Genomic DNA, 17,654 nt, shown 5'->3' with positions numbered 1-17,654 from the left:
CATATGAAAAAGTTAGTTATAGCATATAGTGGCGGATTAGACACGTCTTACTGCGCAGTAAGTTTAAGCAAAGCAGGATACGATGTTCATGCCGTAAGCGTAAATACAGGTGGTTTCACACCTGAAGAAATTAAAAGTATAAAAAGTAACGCTTATAAAATGGGTGTTTCTACTTATAAAAATATTGATGCTGTTGCATCTTATTATGATAAAGTGATTAAGTTCTTAATCTTTGGAAATGTACTTAAAAACAATACCTACCCTCTATCTGTAAGTGCAGAACGTATTATTCAAGCTATTGAAATTGTACAATACGCCAAAAGTATTGACGCAAAATATATTGCACACGGAAGTACTGGAGCAGGAAATGACCAAGTTCGTTTTGATATGATTTTTCAAACATTAGCACCAGAAATTGAAATTATTACACCTATAAGAGACCAAAAATTAACAAGACAACACGAAATTGATTACTTAATTGAAAACGGAATCGATATGTCTTGGAACAAAGCCAAATACTCTGTTAACAAAGGCCTTTGGGGAACGAGTGTTGGAGGAGAAGAAACGTTAACTTCAGAAAAACCGCTACCGGAATCTGCTTATCCTTCACAATTAAAACATACGGAACCAGAAAAGGTAGCCTTAACATTTTTTGAAGGAGAATTAGTTGCCGTAAATGGTGTTAAAAACAATCCTGAAGTAAATATAGAAGTCTTAAATACACTTGCATCGGGTTATGCAATCGGTAGAGATATTCATGTTGGAGATACTATTGTTGGAATTAAAGGTAGAGTTGGTTTTGAAGCCGCAGCTGCTTTAATCATCATAAAAGCACACCATTTATTAGAAAAGCACACCTTAACCAAATGGCAATTACAACATAAAGATTACTTGTCTAACTTCTACGGTATGCACTTACATGAAGGTCAATATCTAGATCCTGTAATGAGAAATATGGAAGCTTTTTTACAAAGTAGTCAAGAAAAAGTAACAGGCGATGTATTTGTAACTTTAAAACCTTATCATTTTTCACTAGATGGTATTGCTTCTAAGCACGATTTAATGAGTGCAAAGTTTGGAAGTTATGGCGAAGAAAACAAAGGCTGGACCGCTGATGAAGCTAAAGGGTTTATCAAAATTTTTGGGAATCAGAATAAGATTTATCAACAAGTAAACAATTAATCTAAACCTGTCTGATTTTAAAAACTGACAGGTCTCAACATAAAGTTGAATTAAAAACATTCACACATTCGGAGGAAATAGATATGAAAAAAATAAAAGCAGGAATCATTGGAGGTGCAGGTTATACGGCTGGTGAATTAATACGTTTATTAATGCATCATGCTCATGTAGATATCGATTTCATTTTCAGCACCTCAAATGCTGGAAATAAAATAAGTAAAGTACATCAAGATTTATTAGGAACCACAGAATTAGTATTTTCAGACACTATAAATCCAGATATTGATATTTTATTTTTATGCTTAGGTCATGGAAATTCAAAAGCTTTTTTAGAAAAAAACACCTTTTCTAAAACGACTAAAATTATTGATTTAAGTAATGATTTCAGACTCGAAGCTGATGCTAATTTTAACGGTAAAGCATTTATTTATGGTTTACCTGAACTAAATAAAGGCGACATTAAAAAAGCGAGTTTCATTGCGAACCCTGGTTGTTTTGCTACTGCAATTCAGCTAGCTTTATTACCACTTGCTAAAGCGGGGGTTATAACTAACAATATTCATATTAATGCCGTAACAGGTGCCACAGGCGCAGGAACTTCCTTATCAGCAACCACACATTTTACGTGGAGAGCTAATAATTTCTCGCATTACAAAGCATTTACACATCAACATTTAGGTGAGATCAATCAAACTGTAAACCTATTACAGTCTGATTTCAATTCAGAAATCAACTTTATGCCCAATCGAGGCGATTTTTCAAGAGGAATTTTTGCAACACTTTACACAAAGTTTAATGGAACTTTAGAAGATGCAAAAACATTGTATTCTGAATTTTATAAAGATGCTGCCTATACCTTTATTTCGGATGATGACATTCATTTAAAACAAGTGGTTAACACTAATAAATGTATTCTTCATTTACATAAACATGAAAATAAATTATTAGTTACTAGTATTATAGATAACTTGTTAAAAGGAGCTTCCGGACAAGCTGTTCAGAATATGAATTTAATGTATGGTTTTGAAGAAACTGAAGGTTTACAATTGAAAGCTAATTATTTTTAAAACACATTAAGACCTAGCAGGTTTTATAAACCTAGCAAGTCTGAAACCAAATTGAAAATCGCCTAAACTGTCACCTTGAGCGCAGTCGAAAGGTTTAGATAAAATAAAGTTTAACTTAAAGAGATAACCGCTTTCGCGGTCATTAACATGAACCGAGCATTTTTTAATGCGAACACATTTTACCATTAAAAAACAATAGAAAAGCAAAATGAAAATAGCAATCATAGGAACAGGAAATTTAGGAAAATCCATAGCCAAAGGATTAATCACTAACAATGCTATCACCACATTATATTTAACAAAACGAAACCTCGATGATATTCAAGATTTAGAGGGTTATAAAAATGTGACTTTAACAACCGATAATATTGAAGCTGTAAAGCAATCTGATATTTTAATATTTGCTATACAACCCACTCATTTTGAAAAAATCTTAAATGACATAAAACCTCATTTAACAGAAAAACATGTTTTAATTTCAACTATAACAGGTTTTTTAATTCCAAAGATTGAAAGTATTGTCGGCGAAGATCAATTTATAATAAGAGCTATGCCAAATACAGCTATTGCTGTTGGAAAATCAATGACCTGTTTATGTAGTAATGAAAAAGGACAAAAGCGCATTAAAATTGCTGAAGCTATTTTTAATCGATTAGGACATTCATTAGCAATACCAGAATCTCAAATGCAAGCTGCAACAGTCGTTTGTGCAAGCGGAGTTGCTTTCTGGATGCGATTAATTAGAGCAACCACTCAAGCAGCTATTCAATTAGGTTTTGATGCCAAAGAAGCACAAGAATTAGCTATGTACACAAGCGAAGGTGCAGCGAGTTTATTAATTACTAACGGACATCATCCTGAAGAAGAAATAGACAGAGTAACAACACCAAAAGGCTGTACTATTGAAGGTTTAAACGAAATGGAGCACAAAGGTTTGAGTTCATCTTTAATACAAGGTATGATCGCTTCATACAATAAAATTAGCAACATTAAAAAAGAGCAAATATGAGTTTATTTAATGTATATCCATTATTCGACATCACACCTGTAAGCGCAAAAGACGTTTATGTTTATGATGATAAAAACGTGGAATATTTAGACCTTTACGGAGGACACGCTGTGATTTCTATTGGGCATTCACACCCAAAGTATGTATCTGCAATCACTAATCAAGTTGAAAAACTAGGTTTTTACAGTAATGCTATTCAAAATCCATTGCAAGTAGAATTAGCCGATAAACTTGAAGCCTTATCTAACTGTAAAGATTATCAGCTGTTTTTATGTAATTCTGGTGCTGAGGCCAATGAAAACGCTTTAAAACTAGCTTCTTTTCACAATGGAAAAAAGAAAATTTTAGCATTTAAAAATTCCTTTCACGGAAGAACATCTGCAGCAGTTGCAGCAACTGACAACCCCAAAATTGTTGCCCCAATAAACGCACAACAACAAGTCGATTTTGTTGAATTAGGAGATTTAGATGCCGTTGAAAATATTTTAAAACAAAATGAAACTTGTGCGGTTATTGTAGAGTTTATTCAAGGTGTTGGAGGATTAGACCAAAGCACTACTGAATTCTATCAAGGATTAGAAAAACTATGTAAACATTACAACACAACTTTAATTGCAGACGAAGTTCAATCTGGTTTTGGTAGAACTGGTGACTTTTTTGCTTTTCAGAAACATAATATCACACCAGATATTATTTCATTAGCTAAAGGGATGGGAAATGGATTTCCAATCGGAGGTATATTAATTCACCCTTCAATTAAAGCCTCTTTTGGTTTATTAGGAACCACTTTTGGTGGTAACCATTTGGCTTGTGCTGCTTCACTTTCTGTTTTAGAAGTGATAGAAGCACAGAATTTAATGCAAAATGCAAAAGAAATGGAAGCCTATTTCTTAGACAAAGCAAAAGCGCTTCCAAATTTAAAAACCATTAAAGGCCGTGGATTGATGCTTGGTTTAGAGTTCGATTTTCCAATTGCTGATTTACGAAAAAAGTTAATTTTCAATCATCACATATTTACAGGAAGTGCAAAAAACCCTAACCTAATCAGAATACTTCCACCGTTAACTATTCAGAAAAAACACATCGATGTCTTTTTTAAAGCCTTAGAAAAAGAATTAAAAGCATAACAAAACGCCTATTTTGATAGCTATCAAGATTTATTATACATGAGAAATTACACCAAAACTAAAGACATTCAAAACTTATCAGAAACAATAAAGGAAGCCATTTTATTAAAAATGAACCCTTTTGAATTTTCAGAATTAGGGAAAAATAAAACCTTGGTTATGCTATTTTTTAACTCGAGCTTAAGAACGCGATTAAGCACCGAAAAAGCAGCAAAAAACTTAGGTATGAATGTGACCATTTTAAATGTTAATGATGCTTGGAATTTAGAGTTTGAAGATGGAGCTATCATGAACATGGACAAATCTGAACACGTTAAAGATGCAGCACAAGTCATTTCACAATATGCAGACATTATTGCCGTAAGAGCTTTTCCGAGTTTAACGGATAAAGCAAAAGATGAATCTGAATTAATTCTGAATAGCTTCAAAAAACACGCAACGGTTCCTATTGTAAACATGGAAAGCGCTACAGCGCATCCTTTACAAGCCTTAGCAGATGCTATTACCATCACAGAATTGACAGAAAAAGCAAAACCAAAGGTCGTTATATCTTGGGCACCACACCCAAAAGCATTACCACAAGCCGTTGCAAATTCGTTTATAGAAATGATGCAAGAAATGGAAGTTGATTTAACCATTACACATCCTGAAGGTTATGAATTAAATGAAGAAATCACCAAAGACACCCCTATAAATTACAATCAAGAAGAAGCCTTAAAAGATGCTGATTTTGTTTACGTAAAAAACTGGAGTAGCTATAAAGACTATGGAAAAGTACTTCATCAAGATGAAAAATGGATGATGACCAAAGCAAAATTAGGTCATGCAAAATTTATGCATTGTTTACCTGTACGACGAAATGTAGTTGTAGAAGATGCGGTTTTAGACAGCGATCAATCCGTAGTCATTAAAGAAGCTAATAACAGAACTTTTGCAGCACAAGTCGTTTTGAAGCAGATTTTGGAAAAAATATAGCTCTTCGAGCGCAGTCGAGACCTCATATACCTCTCGACTGCGCTCGAGGTGACTGACATCGTAAAATAGAATTATAGAAGACCTTGCAGGTTTCAAAAACCTAGCAGGTCTAAAAAAATAGAAATCAAAAGATACTCGCTTTATCGAGCATAACATGGAAACACTAAAAGTCATAAAAATCGGAGGAAACATCATTGATAACGACGTTGCGTTATCATCTTTTCTAAAAGATTTCTCAAAATTAAAAGGCCCTAAAATCCTCGTTCATGGTGGTGGAAAATTAGCTTCAAAACTAGCTACACAAATGAATATTCCTGTAACTATGATTGAAGGCAGACGTGTTACCAACAATGAAACTTTAGATATTATCACAATGGTTTACGCCGGTAAGATCAATAAAAATATTGTAGCACAATTACAATCTCATCAATGTAATTCAATTGGTTTTTCTGGTGCCGATGGCAATTCTATTGTCTCTATAAAAAGACCAACAGAACCTATTAACTATGGGTTTGCAGGAGATGTAAAACAAGTCAATACTAAAACTCTAGAAATTCTTCTTCAAAACAACATCACACCCGTTTTTTGCGCCATAACCCACGATGAAAATGGTCAATTACTAAACACGAATGCAGATACTATTGCTTCAGAATTAGCTATAGGTTTCGCAACAAGTTATCTTACAAAATTGTATTATTGTTTTGAGAAAAATGGGGTTTTAGAAAATGTAGAAAATGATGATTCTGTTATAGAAAAAATTAATACAGAAACGTACAAAACATTAATTGAAAACGGCATTATTTACGAAGGTATGTTACCTAAATTAAATAATTGTTTTTACGCCATTAATCATAACGTTAAAAAGGTTTGTATTGGAAAATCAGATATGCTTTTCCATGCCAATGCTAAACACACAACAATCACAAAATGATAGAAAGACTTACTGTAGAAGCCATAGCGTTACTAAAACAACTTATAGAAACGCAATCATTTTCTTCCGAAGAAGACCAAACTGCTTTATTAATTGAAGATTGGTTTAAAACACAAAAAATTCCTTTTAACAGGAGTCAAAATAACATTTGGGCAACCAATAAACATTTTGATAAGAGCAAGCCAACCTTATTACTAAATTCACATCACGACACCGTAAAACCAAACAACGGCTACACTAAAGACCCTTTAAAAGCCATTGTAGAAGACGGTAAACTATACGGTTTAGGCAGTAATGATGCTGGTGGATGCTTGGTATCTTTAATTGCTACTTTCACTTACTATTACGACAAGAAAAACCTTAACTACAACTTAGTTATTGTAGCTTCTGCTGAAGAGGAAAGCAGCGGACCAAATGGACTAAATAGTATGTTATCTATCATTCCAAACATCGATGTTGCTATAGTAGGCGAACCAACATTGATGAATCTTGCTATTGCAGAAAAAGGATTAGTAGTTTTTGACGCAAAAGTAAAAGGGACCGCTGGCCATGCCGCACACCCAAATGAAGATAATTCTATTTACAACACAATAGAAGTTTTAAAATGGTTTAAAGATTACGACTTTACAAAAAAATCACCAACTTTAGGTGATGTAAAAATGACGGTGACGCAAATCAATGCAGGTAAACAACACAACGCAATACCACCTGAAGTAGATTTAGTAATTGATGTTCGCGTAAATGACAAGTACACCAATGAACAAATTGCGGAAATTTTACAAAGAAAATCACCTTGTACAAGTATTATACCACGGAGCTTACGATTAAATTCATCTTCTATTCCTATAAGTCACGAATTAGTAGAAGCCGGAATTGAACTAGAAAGAGAAACCTATGGTTCACCTACCCTATCAGATCAAGCAGTTTTAAGCTGTCCTTCCTTAAAATTAGGCCCTGGCGACAGCACACGCTCGCATACAGCAGATGAATTTATTTATTTAGCTGAAATTGAAGAAGGAATTGATATTTATATTAAATTATTAGAAAAAGTATTGTAAAAACAGAAGAATCAAGATCATATGCTTTATCGCATGAATAAAGAGTCCGTGTTCTAACAGTGAAGCGGTCTTGCTTCTTGGTTCTAAATTTTAAGAATTAAAATTTATATTATGAAATTGTGGGACAAAGGATTTTCAATCGATAAAAAAATAGAATTATTCACCGTTGGTAACGACCGAGAAATAGACATGCATATTGCAAAATATGATGTCCAAGCATCTTTAGCACATGCTATAATGTTAGAATCAATAGGAATTATAACTTCTAAAGAATTAACACAACTTAAATCAGGATTAGAAATATTAGCAACATCTATTAAAGAAGGTACTTTTATTATTGAAGATTCGTTTGAAGATGTACATTCTAAAATTGAACACGAATTGACCAAAACCTTAGGTGAAGTTGGAAAGAAAATTCACACTGCTCGTTCTAGAAATGATCAAGTTTTAGTCGCACTTCAACTCTATTACAAAGAGAATCTAGAAATTATTAATAACAAAACAAAAACATTTTTTGATACCCTTTTAGGCTTAGCCGACACCTATAAAACCAAATTAATACCTGGTTACACACATTTACAAGTTGCAATGCCTTCCTCTTTTGGATTATGGTTCTCTGCTTATGCGGAATTATTAATCGATGATGTTTACGTTTTAAATGCGGTTTCAAAAATAGCAGATCAAAACCCTTTAGGTTCAGCTGCTGGTTACGGAAGTTCATTTCCTATTGATAGAAATATCACCACCAAAGAACTTGGTTTTTCTACTTTAAAATATAACGTTGTTGCTGCACAATTGAGTAGAGGAAAAAGTGAACGTGCTATTGCAAGTGCTTTAGGCGGACTTTGTAACACGATGTCTCGTTTTGCTATGGATATTTGCCTGTATATGAGTCAGAATTTTGGTTTTGTAACGTTCCCTGATGAATTAACAACAGGAAGCAGTATTATGCCACACAAAAAGAATCCTGATGTATTTGAACTGATTAGAGGAAAGTGTAATAAAATTCAAGCTTTACATTCTGAAATGTTACTTATCACCAATAATTTACCAAGTGGTTATCACAGAGATTTTCAATTATTAAAAGAGAACATCATTAATGCTTTTGAAGACGTAAAAGACATTTTAGATATCTTTAATTATGCTATTCAACAAATCATTGTAAAAGATATTGATTTGAAGGATGAAAAATACCAATACTTATTTACAGTAGATAGTATCAATAATTTAGTGGTGGATGGCATGAGTTTTAGAGAAGCTTATCAAAAAATTGGAGGACAAGTCCAAGCCGGTACTTATAAACCAGATTTAGGTAAAAAACATTCTCATATTGGAAGTATTCATAATTTATGCTTAGAAGACATTAAAGCTAAATACCCAAAATAAATACAATTAAAATATAAAATAGTTTAAACAAAAAAAGCATCTGAAATCAGATGCTTTTTAGTTTCTACTCTAACAAAAAGACTACCCCTAGATTTTATAGTAGTAGAAATATTTTTAAAATTGATTTGATTATAAACCAATCAAATCTCCTTCTTCATTTTTAGTTGCTAAATCAGATGTTCCCATTAAGAAAATATCTACCTGACGAGCTGCTTCTCGTCCCTCAGAAATAGCCCAAACAATTAACGATTGTCCACGACGCATATCTCCAGCAGTAAACACTTTTGGTACATTAGTTTGATATTTACCATATTCAGCCTTATAATTAGAACGTACATCTCTGTGAATCCCTAATTGATCAGCTATTGTAGCTTCAGGACCAGTAAAACCAAGTGCGAGCAATGCTAAATCACATTTCCAAGTTTTTTCAGTTCCAGGAACCTCAACTAACTTAGGTCTTTCTCCCGGAACCATTTCCCATTCTACATTTACGGTTTTTAATGCCGTAAGCTCTCCTTTACTATTGGTAACAAATTCTTTTGTATTAATCAACCAGTTTCTCTCCACACCTTCTTTATGAGAGGTAGATGTTTTTAACTGTAACGGCCAATATGGCCATGGTGTAGAAGGTGAACGATGCCCTGGTGGCTTTGGCATAATTTCAAAATTAACAACCGATTTTGCACCTTGACGATTCGATGTACCAATACAATCTGAACCTGTATCACCACCACCGATAACAATCACATTTTTTCCTGTAGCTAATACTTGATCTTTTACTTTTTGACCAAATACAACTTTAGTTTGCTGCGTTAAGAAATCCATAGCTTGTACAACCCCTTCAGCTTCAATACCTGGTGTTGGTAAACTTCTACGTTCCGTTGACCCACCGCAAAGCACTACAGCATCAAACTTTTTCAATTCTTTAATATCGTAATTTACACCGACATTTACATTGGTTTTAAACACAATCCCTTCAGCTTCTAAAATTGCTAAACGACGATCAATAATTCCTTTCTCCATTTTAAAATTAGGAATTCCATAGCGTAACAGTCCTCCAATAGCATCATCGCGCTCAAAAACAGTAACCGTATGACCTGCTCTGTTTAATTGTTGAGCAGCAGCCAAACCTGCTGGACCAGAACCAACAACAGCAATTGTTTTACCTGTTCGTACTTTTGGGGGTTGTGGTTTTATCCAACCTTCTTTAAAGGCGCGTTCAACAATATTTTTTTCAATATTCTCTATAGAAACCGGATCTTCAATAATACCTAAAACACATGCTTGCTCACATGGCGCAGGACATAAGCGACCTGTAAATTCAGGAAAATTATTTGTAGCATGTAATATCCAAGATGCTTTTTGCCACTCTCCTTGGTGTACCATATGATTAAAATCTGGAATTAAATTCCCTAACGGACAACCACTATGACAAAATGGAATACCACAATCCATACAACGAGAACCTTGCTCTGTCATACCTTTATCACTTAAAGGCACCGTAAACTCCTTATAGTTTTTTACACGATCCTTTACTGGTTTATATGTCTCATCTTTTCTTTCGAATTCCTTAAAACCTGTTACTTTTCCCATTGTCCTATACTGTTTCTAATTCTTCAACCATTTGTTCTTCTGTCGCTAAACGCTTTAAAGCGCGTTTGTATTCTGTTGGCATAACACGAACAAAATGACGTAAACTCACATCCCAATCTGCTAATAAATCAGCACCTCGTTGACTATTTGTGTATTTTACATGCTTCTCAATGATGGCTTTTAATTCAAGTCCATCTTTTTTGAGAATTTTTTCAAACTCTATGGTTTCGGTATTACACAAACCGTTTATAAATTTACTTTCTGGGTCATAAACATATGCGACACCACCACTCATTCCAGCTGCAAAGTTCCTTCCTGTTTTACCAAGTACGATTACTTTACCACCAGTCATATATTCACAACAATGATCACCAACACCTTCTACTACAGCTATTGCTCCAGAGTTTCTTACCGCAAAACGTTCCCCTGCAATTCCGTTAATATAAGCTTCACCTTCTACCGCTCCGAATAAACAAACATTACCTACAATAATATTGTCTGCAGCTATAAAATCTGCTTTTGCAGGCTTTTTAATAATAAGTTTTGCCCCCGACAAACCTTTACCTAAATAATCATTTGTATTTCCTTCTAAAGTAAATGTAAGTCCGTGTGCACTAAATGCACCAAAACTTTGCCCTGCCGAACCTGTGAAATTGATATTTAAAGTATCTTCTGGCAATCCTAAATGACCATAAATCTTAGAAATTTCATTACTTACAATTGCCCCAACAGTTCTATTTGTATTTTTAATAGGATACGCTAAAGCCATTTTCTCTTTTCGATATAAAGCACGATGCGAATCTTTTAGTATTTGAAAATCTAAGACATTATCTAAATTATGATCTTGTTTCTCCGTATTCTTAACCACCATTTTACCGTAAGACTCTGGTCGATGTAAGATTGAAGATAAATCTAAACCTTTAGCTTTATAATGCTTAATCGCTTTATTAGCATTTATTTTATGGGTCTGACCAATCATTTCAGCCATCGTTCTAAACCCTAATTCTGCCATAATTGATCTTAACTCTTCAGCTATATAATAGAAGAAATTAATTACATGTTCTGGTGTTCCTTTAAAGTTTTTTCTCAACTCTTTATCTTGTGTTGCAATACCAACCGGACAAGTATTTAAATGACATTTACGCATCATTATACAACCCGAAGCTACTAAAGGCGCTGTTGCAAACCCAAATTCTTCAGCTCCTAGCAATGCTGCAATTGCAACATCTCGTCCTGTTTTTAATTGACCATCACACTCAACAACAATTCTACTTCTTAAATTATTAAGCACTAAAGTTTGTTGCGCTTCTGCCAAACCAAGTTCCCAAGGTAAACCCGCATGCTTTAATGATGTTAAAGGCGAAGCACCTGTACCACCATCGTAACCCGAAATAAGAACAACATCTGCTTTTGCTTTAGCAACACCTGCTGCAATAGTACCTACACCAACTTCAGAAACTAGTTTCACATTAATTCTGGCTTCGCGATTCGCATTTTTTAAATCATAAATTAATTGTGCTAAATCTTCAATTGAATAAATATCATGATGTGGTGGCGGTGAAATTAAACCTACAAAAGGTGTTGAATTCCTAGCCGCAGCAATCCATGGTAAAACTTTTTCACCAGGTAATTGACCACCTTCTCCAGGTTTTGCACCTTGAGCCATTTTTATTTGAATCTCTCTAGCATTTGCTAAATAATGAGACGTAACTCCAAAACGTCCTGAAGCCACTTGCTTTATTGCAGAATTACGACTATCGCCATTTACATCGGGCTGAAAACGTCTTCTATCTTCACCACCTTCACCTGAATTAGATTTTCCTCCAATTCTATTCATAGCAATGGCTAAATTTTCATGAGCCTCACGAGAAATAGATCCGTAAGACATCGCTCCCGTTTTAAAACGCTTAACGATTTCTGTCCATGGCTCCACTTCATCTAAAGAAATCGGATCGATATTATTAAACTCAAATAAACCACGGATGGTCATTAAATTTTCAGACTGTTCATTAATCGTTTTTGCATAAACATCATAACTCGCCTGATCACTTAACCTTACCGCTTGTTGTAATTTAGCAACGGTTGTTGGATTAAATAAATGCTTCTCACCATTTCGTCTCCATCTGTAATCTCCTCCAATATTTAAACTTAATCGTGTGTCTGATAAATTATCTGGATAAGCATATTTATAACGCTGGTTAATTTCTTTTTCAATTTCATATAAGCCAATACCTTCAATTCTTGACGCTGTATATGGGAAATATTTTTCTACAAATTGAGAATTAAAACCAACAATTTCGAATATCTGAGAACCTCTGTATGAATGTAATGTAGAGATCCCTATTTTGTTCATCACCTTAAGAATTCCTTTTCCTATGGCTTGATTAAAATTATCTACAGCCTGTTGCTCATCCATTCCGGTAATAAAACCATCTTTAACTTGTATTCTGATAATTTCATTTACCATATACGGATTTACAGCACTGGCACCATAACCAAATAGAGTCGCAAAGTGATGAGGCTCTCTTGGCTCTGCCGATTCTATAATAATATCAAAATAAGAACGCTTACGTAAACGGTTCATTTGATGATTCACATAAGAACAAGCTAACAATGAAGGGATTGGAGAAAATTCTTTACTAACCCCTCTATCTGATAAGATAATGATATTCGTTTTTCTTTCAAGTGCTTTTTCAATCTGTACTATAATATTATCTAAAGCGTCTTCTAAACCATTTAACCCTTTATCTTTTTGGTAAAGCATTTCAATCGTTTCTGCCTTAAAACCTTCAACTGTAATATTTCTTATTTTATCTAAATCATCGTTTGAAATTACTGGATTCTGAATTTTAAGCTTTCTACATTGACGTTCTGTAATATTAAAAATATTTCTATCCTCGCCTAGAGATAAACTAATATCCGTTACAATTTCCTCTCTAATTCCATCTAAAGGCGGATTAGTAACTTGAGCAAATAATTGTTTAAAATAATTTGAAATAATTTGAGGTTTATTTGAAAGAACCGCTAACGGCGTATCTATCCCCATAGATCCCAAAGCTTCTTTTCCTTTTTGAGCCATTGGTGTAATAACCTCTTGAATATCTTCGAACGTATAGTTAAATAGACGCTCTCTTGTCTTCATATCTATAGTTTCAATCGGGCAAGTTTGCCCTGTATATGGAATATCCTTCAGATGTAATCTTGTTTTATCTAACCATTGTTGATAAGGTCTTTCTCTAACAATTTTACTTTTTATTTCTTCGTCATTTATAATACGACCTTGATTCATGTCTACAAGAAACATTTTCCCTGGTTCTAAACGACCATGACTTTCCACATCTTCTGGAGCAATATCTACTACTCCAATTTCTGAAGACATTATAAGTTTACCACTCTTTGTTACTGTATATCTCGATGGTCTTAATCCATTTCTATCTAATAATGCACCAATGTAATTTCCATCTGTAAAAGGCACAGAAGCTGGCCCATCCCAAGGCTCCATTATACAGGCATTATAATCATAAAATGCTTTACGTTCTGGAGACATTGTTTTATGTTTTTCCCAAGCCTCCGGAATCATCATCATCATTACTTCTGGCAATGACCTACCGGTATGCGTTAATAATTCTACCACCATATCCATTGAAGCAGAATCTGATTTTCCTGGTAAAATAATTGGAAATAATTTATCTATTTGAGGTCCAAAAACATCACTTTTCATAATCTCTTCTCGCACCCGCATTCTACTTACATTTCCACGAAGGGTATTAATCTCTCCGTTTTGACACATAAATCGGAAGGGTTGAGCTAATTCCCAAGTAGGCATTGTATTTGTAGAAAAACGCTGATGCACTAATGCTAAGCGTGTTACCAAATCTGATTCTTGTAAATCTTTATAGTAAGTCCCAATATCTTCGGGCATAATAATCCCTTTATAAATAAGCGTATTAACAGACAAACTAGAAACATAAAAATAAGAACTTTGAGACATTTTAGAATTCGCAATCGTATGCTCAGTTATTTTCCTTGCTGCATATAATTTAGCTTTAAAAACTTCTTCTGAAACCTCATTAGATTTCCCAATAAACAGCTGCTCAATATTCGGCTCTGATGCTAAAGCTATTGGACCTAATTGGGTAGAATCTACAGGCACTTCTCGCCAGCCAATAATTGAAAGCCCTTGAGCAATCACCTCTTTTTCAAAAGTATCTTTACAAAATTTATATTGATTTCTATTTTTAGGCAAAAACACCATTCCTATCGCATATTTGCCACGAACAGGGATTTTAAATCCACAAACACGTTTAAAATAAGCATGAGGAATATCTATTAATAAACCTGCACCATCACCCGTTTTTCCATCAGAGCTCACACCTCCCCTATGCTCTAATTTTACTAGTATTTCTAGAGCATCATGTATAATTTGATTGGTCTTCTCTCCTTTGAGATTACATATAAAACCCGCACCACAATTTTCGTGTTCAAATTCTGGTAAATAAAGGCCTTGTTTCTTCAGCATAATTCAAAAAATTTTAAAGGTTTTAACACCTCATTACTCCCCTAATATATATGCAATAATTTTATAAAAAAAATAGTTGAAACACTTTTCTCAAATCGATAGTTTAGAGCACCGAAACTAAACATTTTTCAAAATATAACAGTTTAGACTAGGAATTAGCTAATATGCAATATTTAATATTTTTCAAAAAAAATTATTAAATCCACTGTTTAAGCGAGTGAAAAGTAAAAATAACACACTAAATCGTGAATTTTAACAAAAAATTACAGATTGCAAATTATTGATATATCAATAAAAACAGCAAAAAAAAAAAATTAACCCTAAAATTTATAGGGTATAAAATTATATATTCGCAAAAATCATCATTTAACCCCTATTTTTTTTAGGGTGTAATTAAATATTGCATAGATTTGAGAGACACTAACTATTTATAAACACTTAATTATGAAAAAATTACTCTCTTTAACTTTACTATTATCAACTATAGTTTTAAGCGCTCAGGACACTGAAGAAACCACAACTGAAAAGTCATTTACCATTAGCGGTAGTGTAGATGCTTATTACCAAACTTATTTAACAGCTTCAGATGATTCCGGACAATCTTTTGGAACTGCTTTTGCAGATCAAACTGGATTTGCTCTAGGAATGGGTAACATTATTGCCAGCTACGAAAGTGGAAAAGTAGGTGCTGTCCTTGATTTAGTAACAGGACCAAGAGGTGGTAGCGCCACATTTAGCAATGACATTGTTGACGGTATTGTAAATCAAGCATACGTTTACTGGAATGTTTCAGAAAGCACCACGTTAACAATGGGACGTTTTAACACGTTTTTAGGATACGAAGTAATTGCACCAGCTGCAAACTTTAATTACAGCACATCTTATTTATTTTCTAGCGGACCTTTCTCTCATGTAGGTTTAAAAGCTGATTTTGCTCTATCTGATGATTTCAGCTTAATGTTAGCTGTTATGAATCCTTGGGATACTAATGACACTTCGACCACAGGTGAATATTCATTCGGAGCTCAATTAGGATATTCTGGTCAATATTTAAATTTATACTACGATAGTGGTAATAACGGCGGGTTAGGTTTTGAAGTTGATTATACTGGTGGATTCGATCTTAACGATAGTTTATTCTTAGGTATCAACGCTGCTTATAATGACAATGATGGAAGTGGTTTTTACGGAGCCGCACTTTACCCACAATACTCGCTTTCTGATGATTTCGCACTTGGATTAAGAGGCGAATATTTTTCATTGCATGATGATGAGCTTGATGATTTACCTAGCGTAATAGGATTAACTGTTACAGGTAGTTACATAGTAGATAGCAACTTAATTATTAAACCAGAAATAAGACTAGATTCTTGGAGCAATAACGATGCAGTTTATTTTGATGCAGATGGAGAAAACTCAAGTAGTTTAGAAGCTTTTACACTTGCAGCAATCTATACTTTTTAAATAAATACACTAACTAACATATACATTATGACAAACATTTTTTTAACATTTATTCCTAGTTTAATTGCAGCGCAAGATGCCGCTACATCTGCAGACATAGAAGCTGCAGTTAGCGCCATAAACGGAGACATGGGAATGCTTTGGATGCTAATTTCAGCAATCTTAGTATTTTTTATGCAAGCCGGATTTACACTCGTTGAAACTGGTATGACGAGATCGAAGAACGCAGCCAATATTGCAATGAAAAACTTACTTGACATTTGCGTTGGATCATTAACCTACTGGTTTGTTGGTTACTCTTTAATGTATGGTGACACTTCTAACGGATGGTTTTTTTGGAGCGGCATAATGCAAGGAGAAGGAGCTGATTTACTTTTCCAAACAATGTTTGCTGCAACAGCTGCAACTATTGTATCTGGAGCAATTGCTGGACGTACAAAATATTCTACTTATGCTATATTTTCAATTGTAATGACTGCTTTAATCTACCCTATAGCAGGTGGATGGCAATGGCAAGGTTCTGGTTGGTTAACCGAACTTGGATTTATTGACTTTGCAGGATCTTCAATTGTACACTCTGTTGGTGGATGGGCTGCATTAGTTGCCGCTTTTATGGTTGGACCAAGAATTGGAAAATACGTAGATGGAAAAGTAATGCCAATACCTGGACATAACCAAATTCTTGCAACCTTAGGAGTATTTGTACTTTGGATGGGTTGGTTTGGATTTAACGGTGGTTCTCAACTTGCTTGGGGTGGTACCGATTCAATCGCAGCTTCAAATGTTGTATTAGTTACAAACTTAGCAGCGGGCGCTGGTGGTTTAGGCGCATTAATCACAACATGGATATGGTACGGTAAACCAAATTTACCACAAACTTTAAATGGTGTTTTAGCCGGCTTAGTTAGTATTACTGCTGGCTGTGGAAACATGACCCCAATAGGAGCCGTAATGGCAGGATTAATTGGTGGTGTTATCGTTGTTTTCTCTATAGAAATTATTGAGAAAAAACTTAAAATTGATGATGCTATTGGTGCTGCTTCAGTTCACGGTGTTGCCGGAGCTTGGGGAACATTAGTTATTGGACTTTGGGGCGTTAACGGAGACGAAGCTATTGGACTACTTAATGGTGGTGGATTCTCTCAACTAGGAACTCAGGCAATTGGAGTTTTAGCATACGCAGCTTGGTCTGTTACACTATCATTTATTATTCTTAAAATATTAAAATCTACAATGGGCCTACGTGTAAGTGAAGAAGAAGAACTTGTTGGTCTTGACCTTTCTGAGCATGGAGAAATTGCATACCCAGGGAAGAGAGAAAGATAAAATCATTTATTAGTTTA

General features: G+C 34.3%; 12 protein-coding genes. 10 read left to right on the top strand and 2 right to left on the bottom strand.

The genetic code is table 11. The annotated features are described in order from the left end of the window. Window positions 1-3: 3 nt before the first annotated feature. From H0I32_RS10310 to argH, 8 genes are all read left to right on the top strand, one after another. Entirely contained in the window at window positions 4-1,182 is a 1,179-nt protein-coding gene (locus tag H0I32_RS10310) for an argininosuccinate synthase (RefSeq protein WP_179313418.1), read from the top strand. 83 nt (window positions 1,183-1,265) lie between these two features. Continuing rightward, window positions 1,266-2,249, top strand: coding sequence for an N-acetyl-gamma-glutamyl-phosphate reductase (gene argC / locus H0I32_RS10305; RefSeq protein WP_179313419.1), 984 nt, complete (start codon window positions 1,266-1,268; stop codon window positions 2,247-2,249). Window positions 2,250-2,457: 208 nt separating this feature from the next. Next, window positions 2,458-3,258: a pyrroline-5-carboxylate reductase gene (gene proC / locus H0I32_RS10300; protein ID WP_173586414.1), complete on the top strand. Its 801-nt coding sequence runs from the start codon at window positions 2,458-2,460 to the stop codon at window positions 3,256-3,258. After that, a complete protein-coding gene (locus H0I32_RS10295; protein ID WP_179313420.1) occupies window positions 3,255-4,385 on the top strand; it encodes an aspartate aminotransferase family protein in 1,131 nt (376 codons plus the stop codon). Before proC ends, H0I32_RS10295 begins: the two co-directional genes overlap by 4 nt. Before the next feature lie 39 nt (window positions 4,386-4,424). Next, window positions 4,425-5,360, top strand: coding sequence for an acetylornithine carbamoyltransferase (locus H0I32_RS10290; protein WP_179313421.1), 936 nt, complete (start codon window positions 4,425-4,427; stop codon window positions 5,358-5,360). A gap of 154 nt (window positions 5,361-5,514) precedes the next feature. Then, window positions 5,515-6,291: an acetylglutamate kinase gene (gene argB / locus H0I32_RS10285; protein WP_179313422.1), complete on the top strand. Its 777-nt coding sequence runs from the start codon at window positions 5,515-5,517 to the stop codon at window positions 6,289-6,291. Further along, window positions 6,288-7,349: a M20 family metallo-hydrolase gene (locus H0I32_RS10280; RefSeq protein ID WP_179313423.1), complete on the top strand. Its 1,062-nt coding sequence runs from the start codon at window positions 6,288-6,290 to the stop codon at window positions 7,347-7,349. The genes argB and H0I32_RS10280 overlap by 4 nt, the downstream gene beginning before the upstream one ends. A gap of 111 nt (window positions 7,350-7,460) precedes the next feature. Beyond that, window positions 7,461-8,735: an argininosuccinate lyase gene (gene argH, locus H0I32_RS10275; RefSeq protein WP_179313424.1), complete on the top strand. Its 1,275-nt coding sequence runs from the start codon at window positions 7,461-7,463 to the stop codon at window positions 8,733-8,735. A gap of 129 nt (window positions 8,736-8,864) precedes the next feature. Here the strand turns inward: argH and H0I32_RS10270 are convergent, their stop codons facing one another. After that, window positions 8,865-10,328 carry a glutamate synthase subunit beta gene (locus tag H0I32_RS10270; protein WP_179313425.1) on the bottom strand — a complete coding sequence of 488 codons (1,464 nt, stop codon included), beginning with the start codon at window positions 10,326-10,328 and terminating at the stop codon, window positions 8,865-8,867. A 4-nt stretch (window positions 10,329-10,332) separates the two neighbouring features. Next, a complete protein-coding gene (gltB, locus tag H0I32_RS10265) occupies window positions 10,333-14,847 on the bottom strand; it encodes a glutamate synthase large subunit (protein WP_246293597.1) in 4,515 nt (1,504 codons plus the stop codon). A 444-nt stretch (window positions 14,848-15,291) separates the two neighbouring features. Here gltB and H0I32_RS10260 point away from each other — a divergent pair, with 444 nt between their 5' ends. Together H0I32_RS10260 and H0I32_RS10255 are read left to right on the top strand one after the other, a co-directional pair. Beyond that, window positions 15,292-16,311 (top strand): outer membrane beta-barrel protein, encoded by a 1,020-nt coding sequence (locus H0I32_RS10260; protein WP_179313426.1) that lies wholly within the window; start codon window positions 15,292-15,294, stop codon window positions 16,309-16,311. Window positions 16,312-16,338: 27 nt separating this feature from the next. Continuing rightward, a complete protein-coding gene (locus H0I32_RS10255) occupies window positions 16,339-17,637 on the top strand; it encodes an ammonium transporter (RefSeq protein ID WP_179313427.1) in 1,299 nt (432 codons plus the stop codon). Window positions 17,638-17,654 lie beyond the last annotated feature (17 nt).

The sequence above is a fragment of the Winogradskyella sp. HaHa_3_26 genome, from assembly GCF_019278425.1.
Classification (GTDB): Bacteria; Bacteroidota; Bacteroidia; order Flavobacteriales; family Flavobacteriaceae; genus Winogradskyella; species Winogradskyella undariae.
This window is presented reverse-complemented; position numbering and strand designations above follow the sequence as displayed.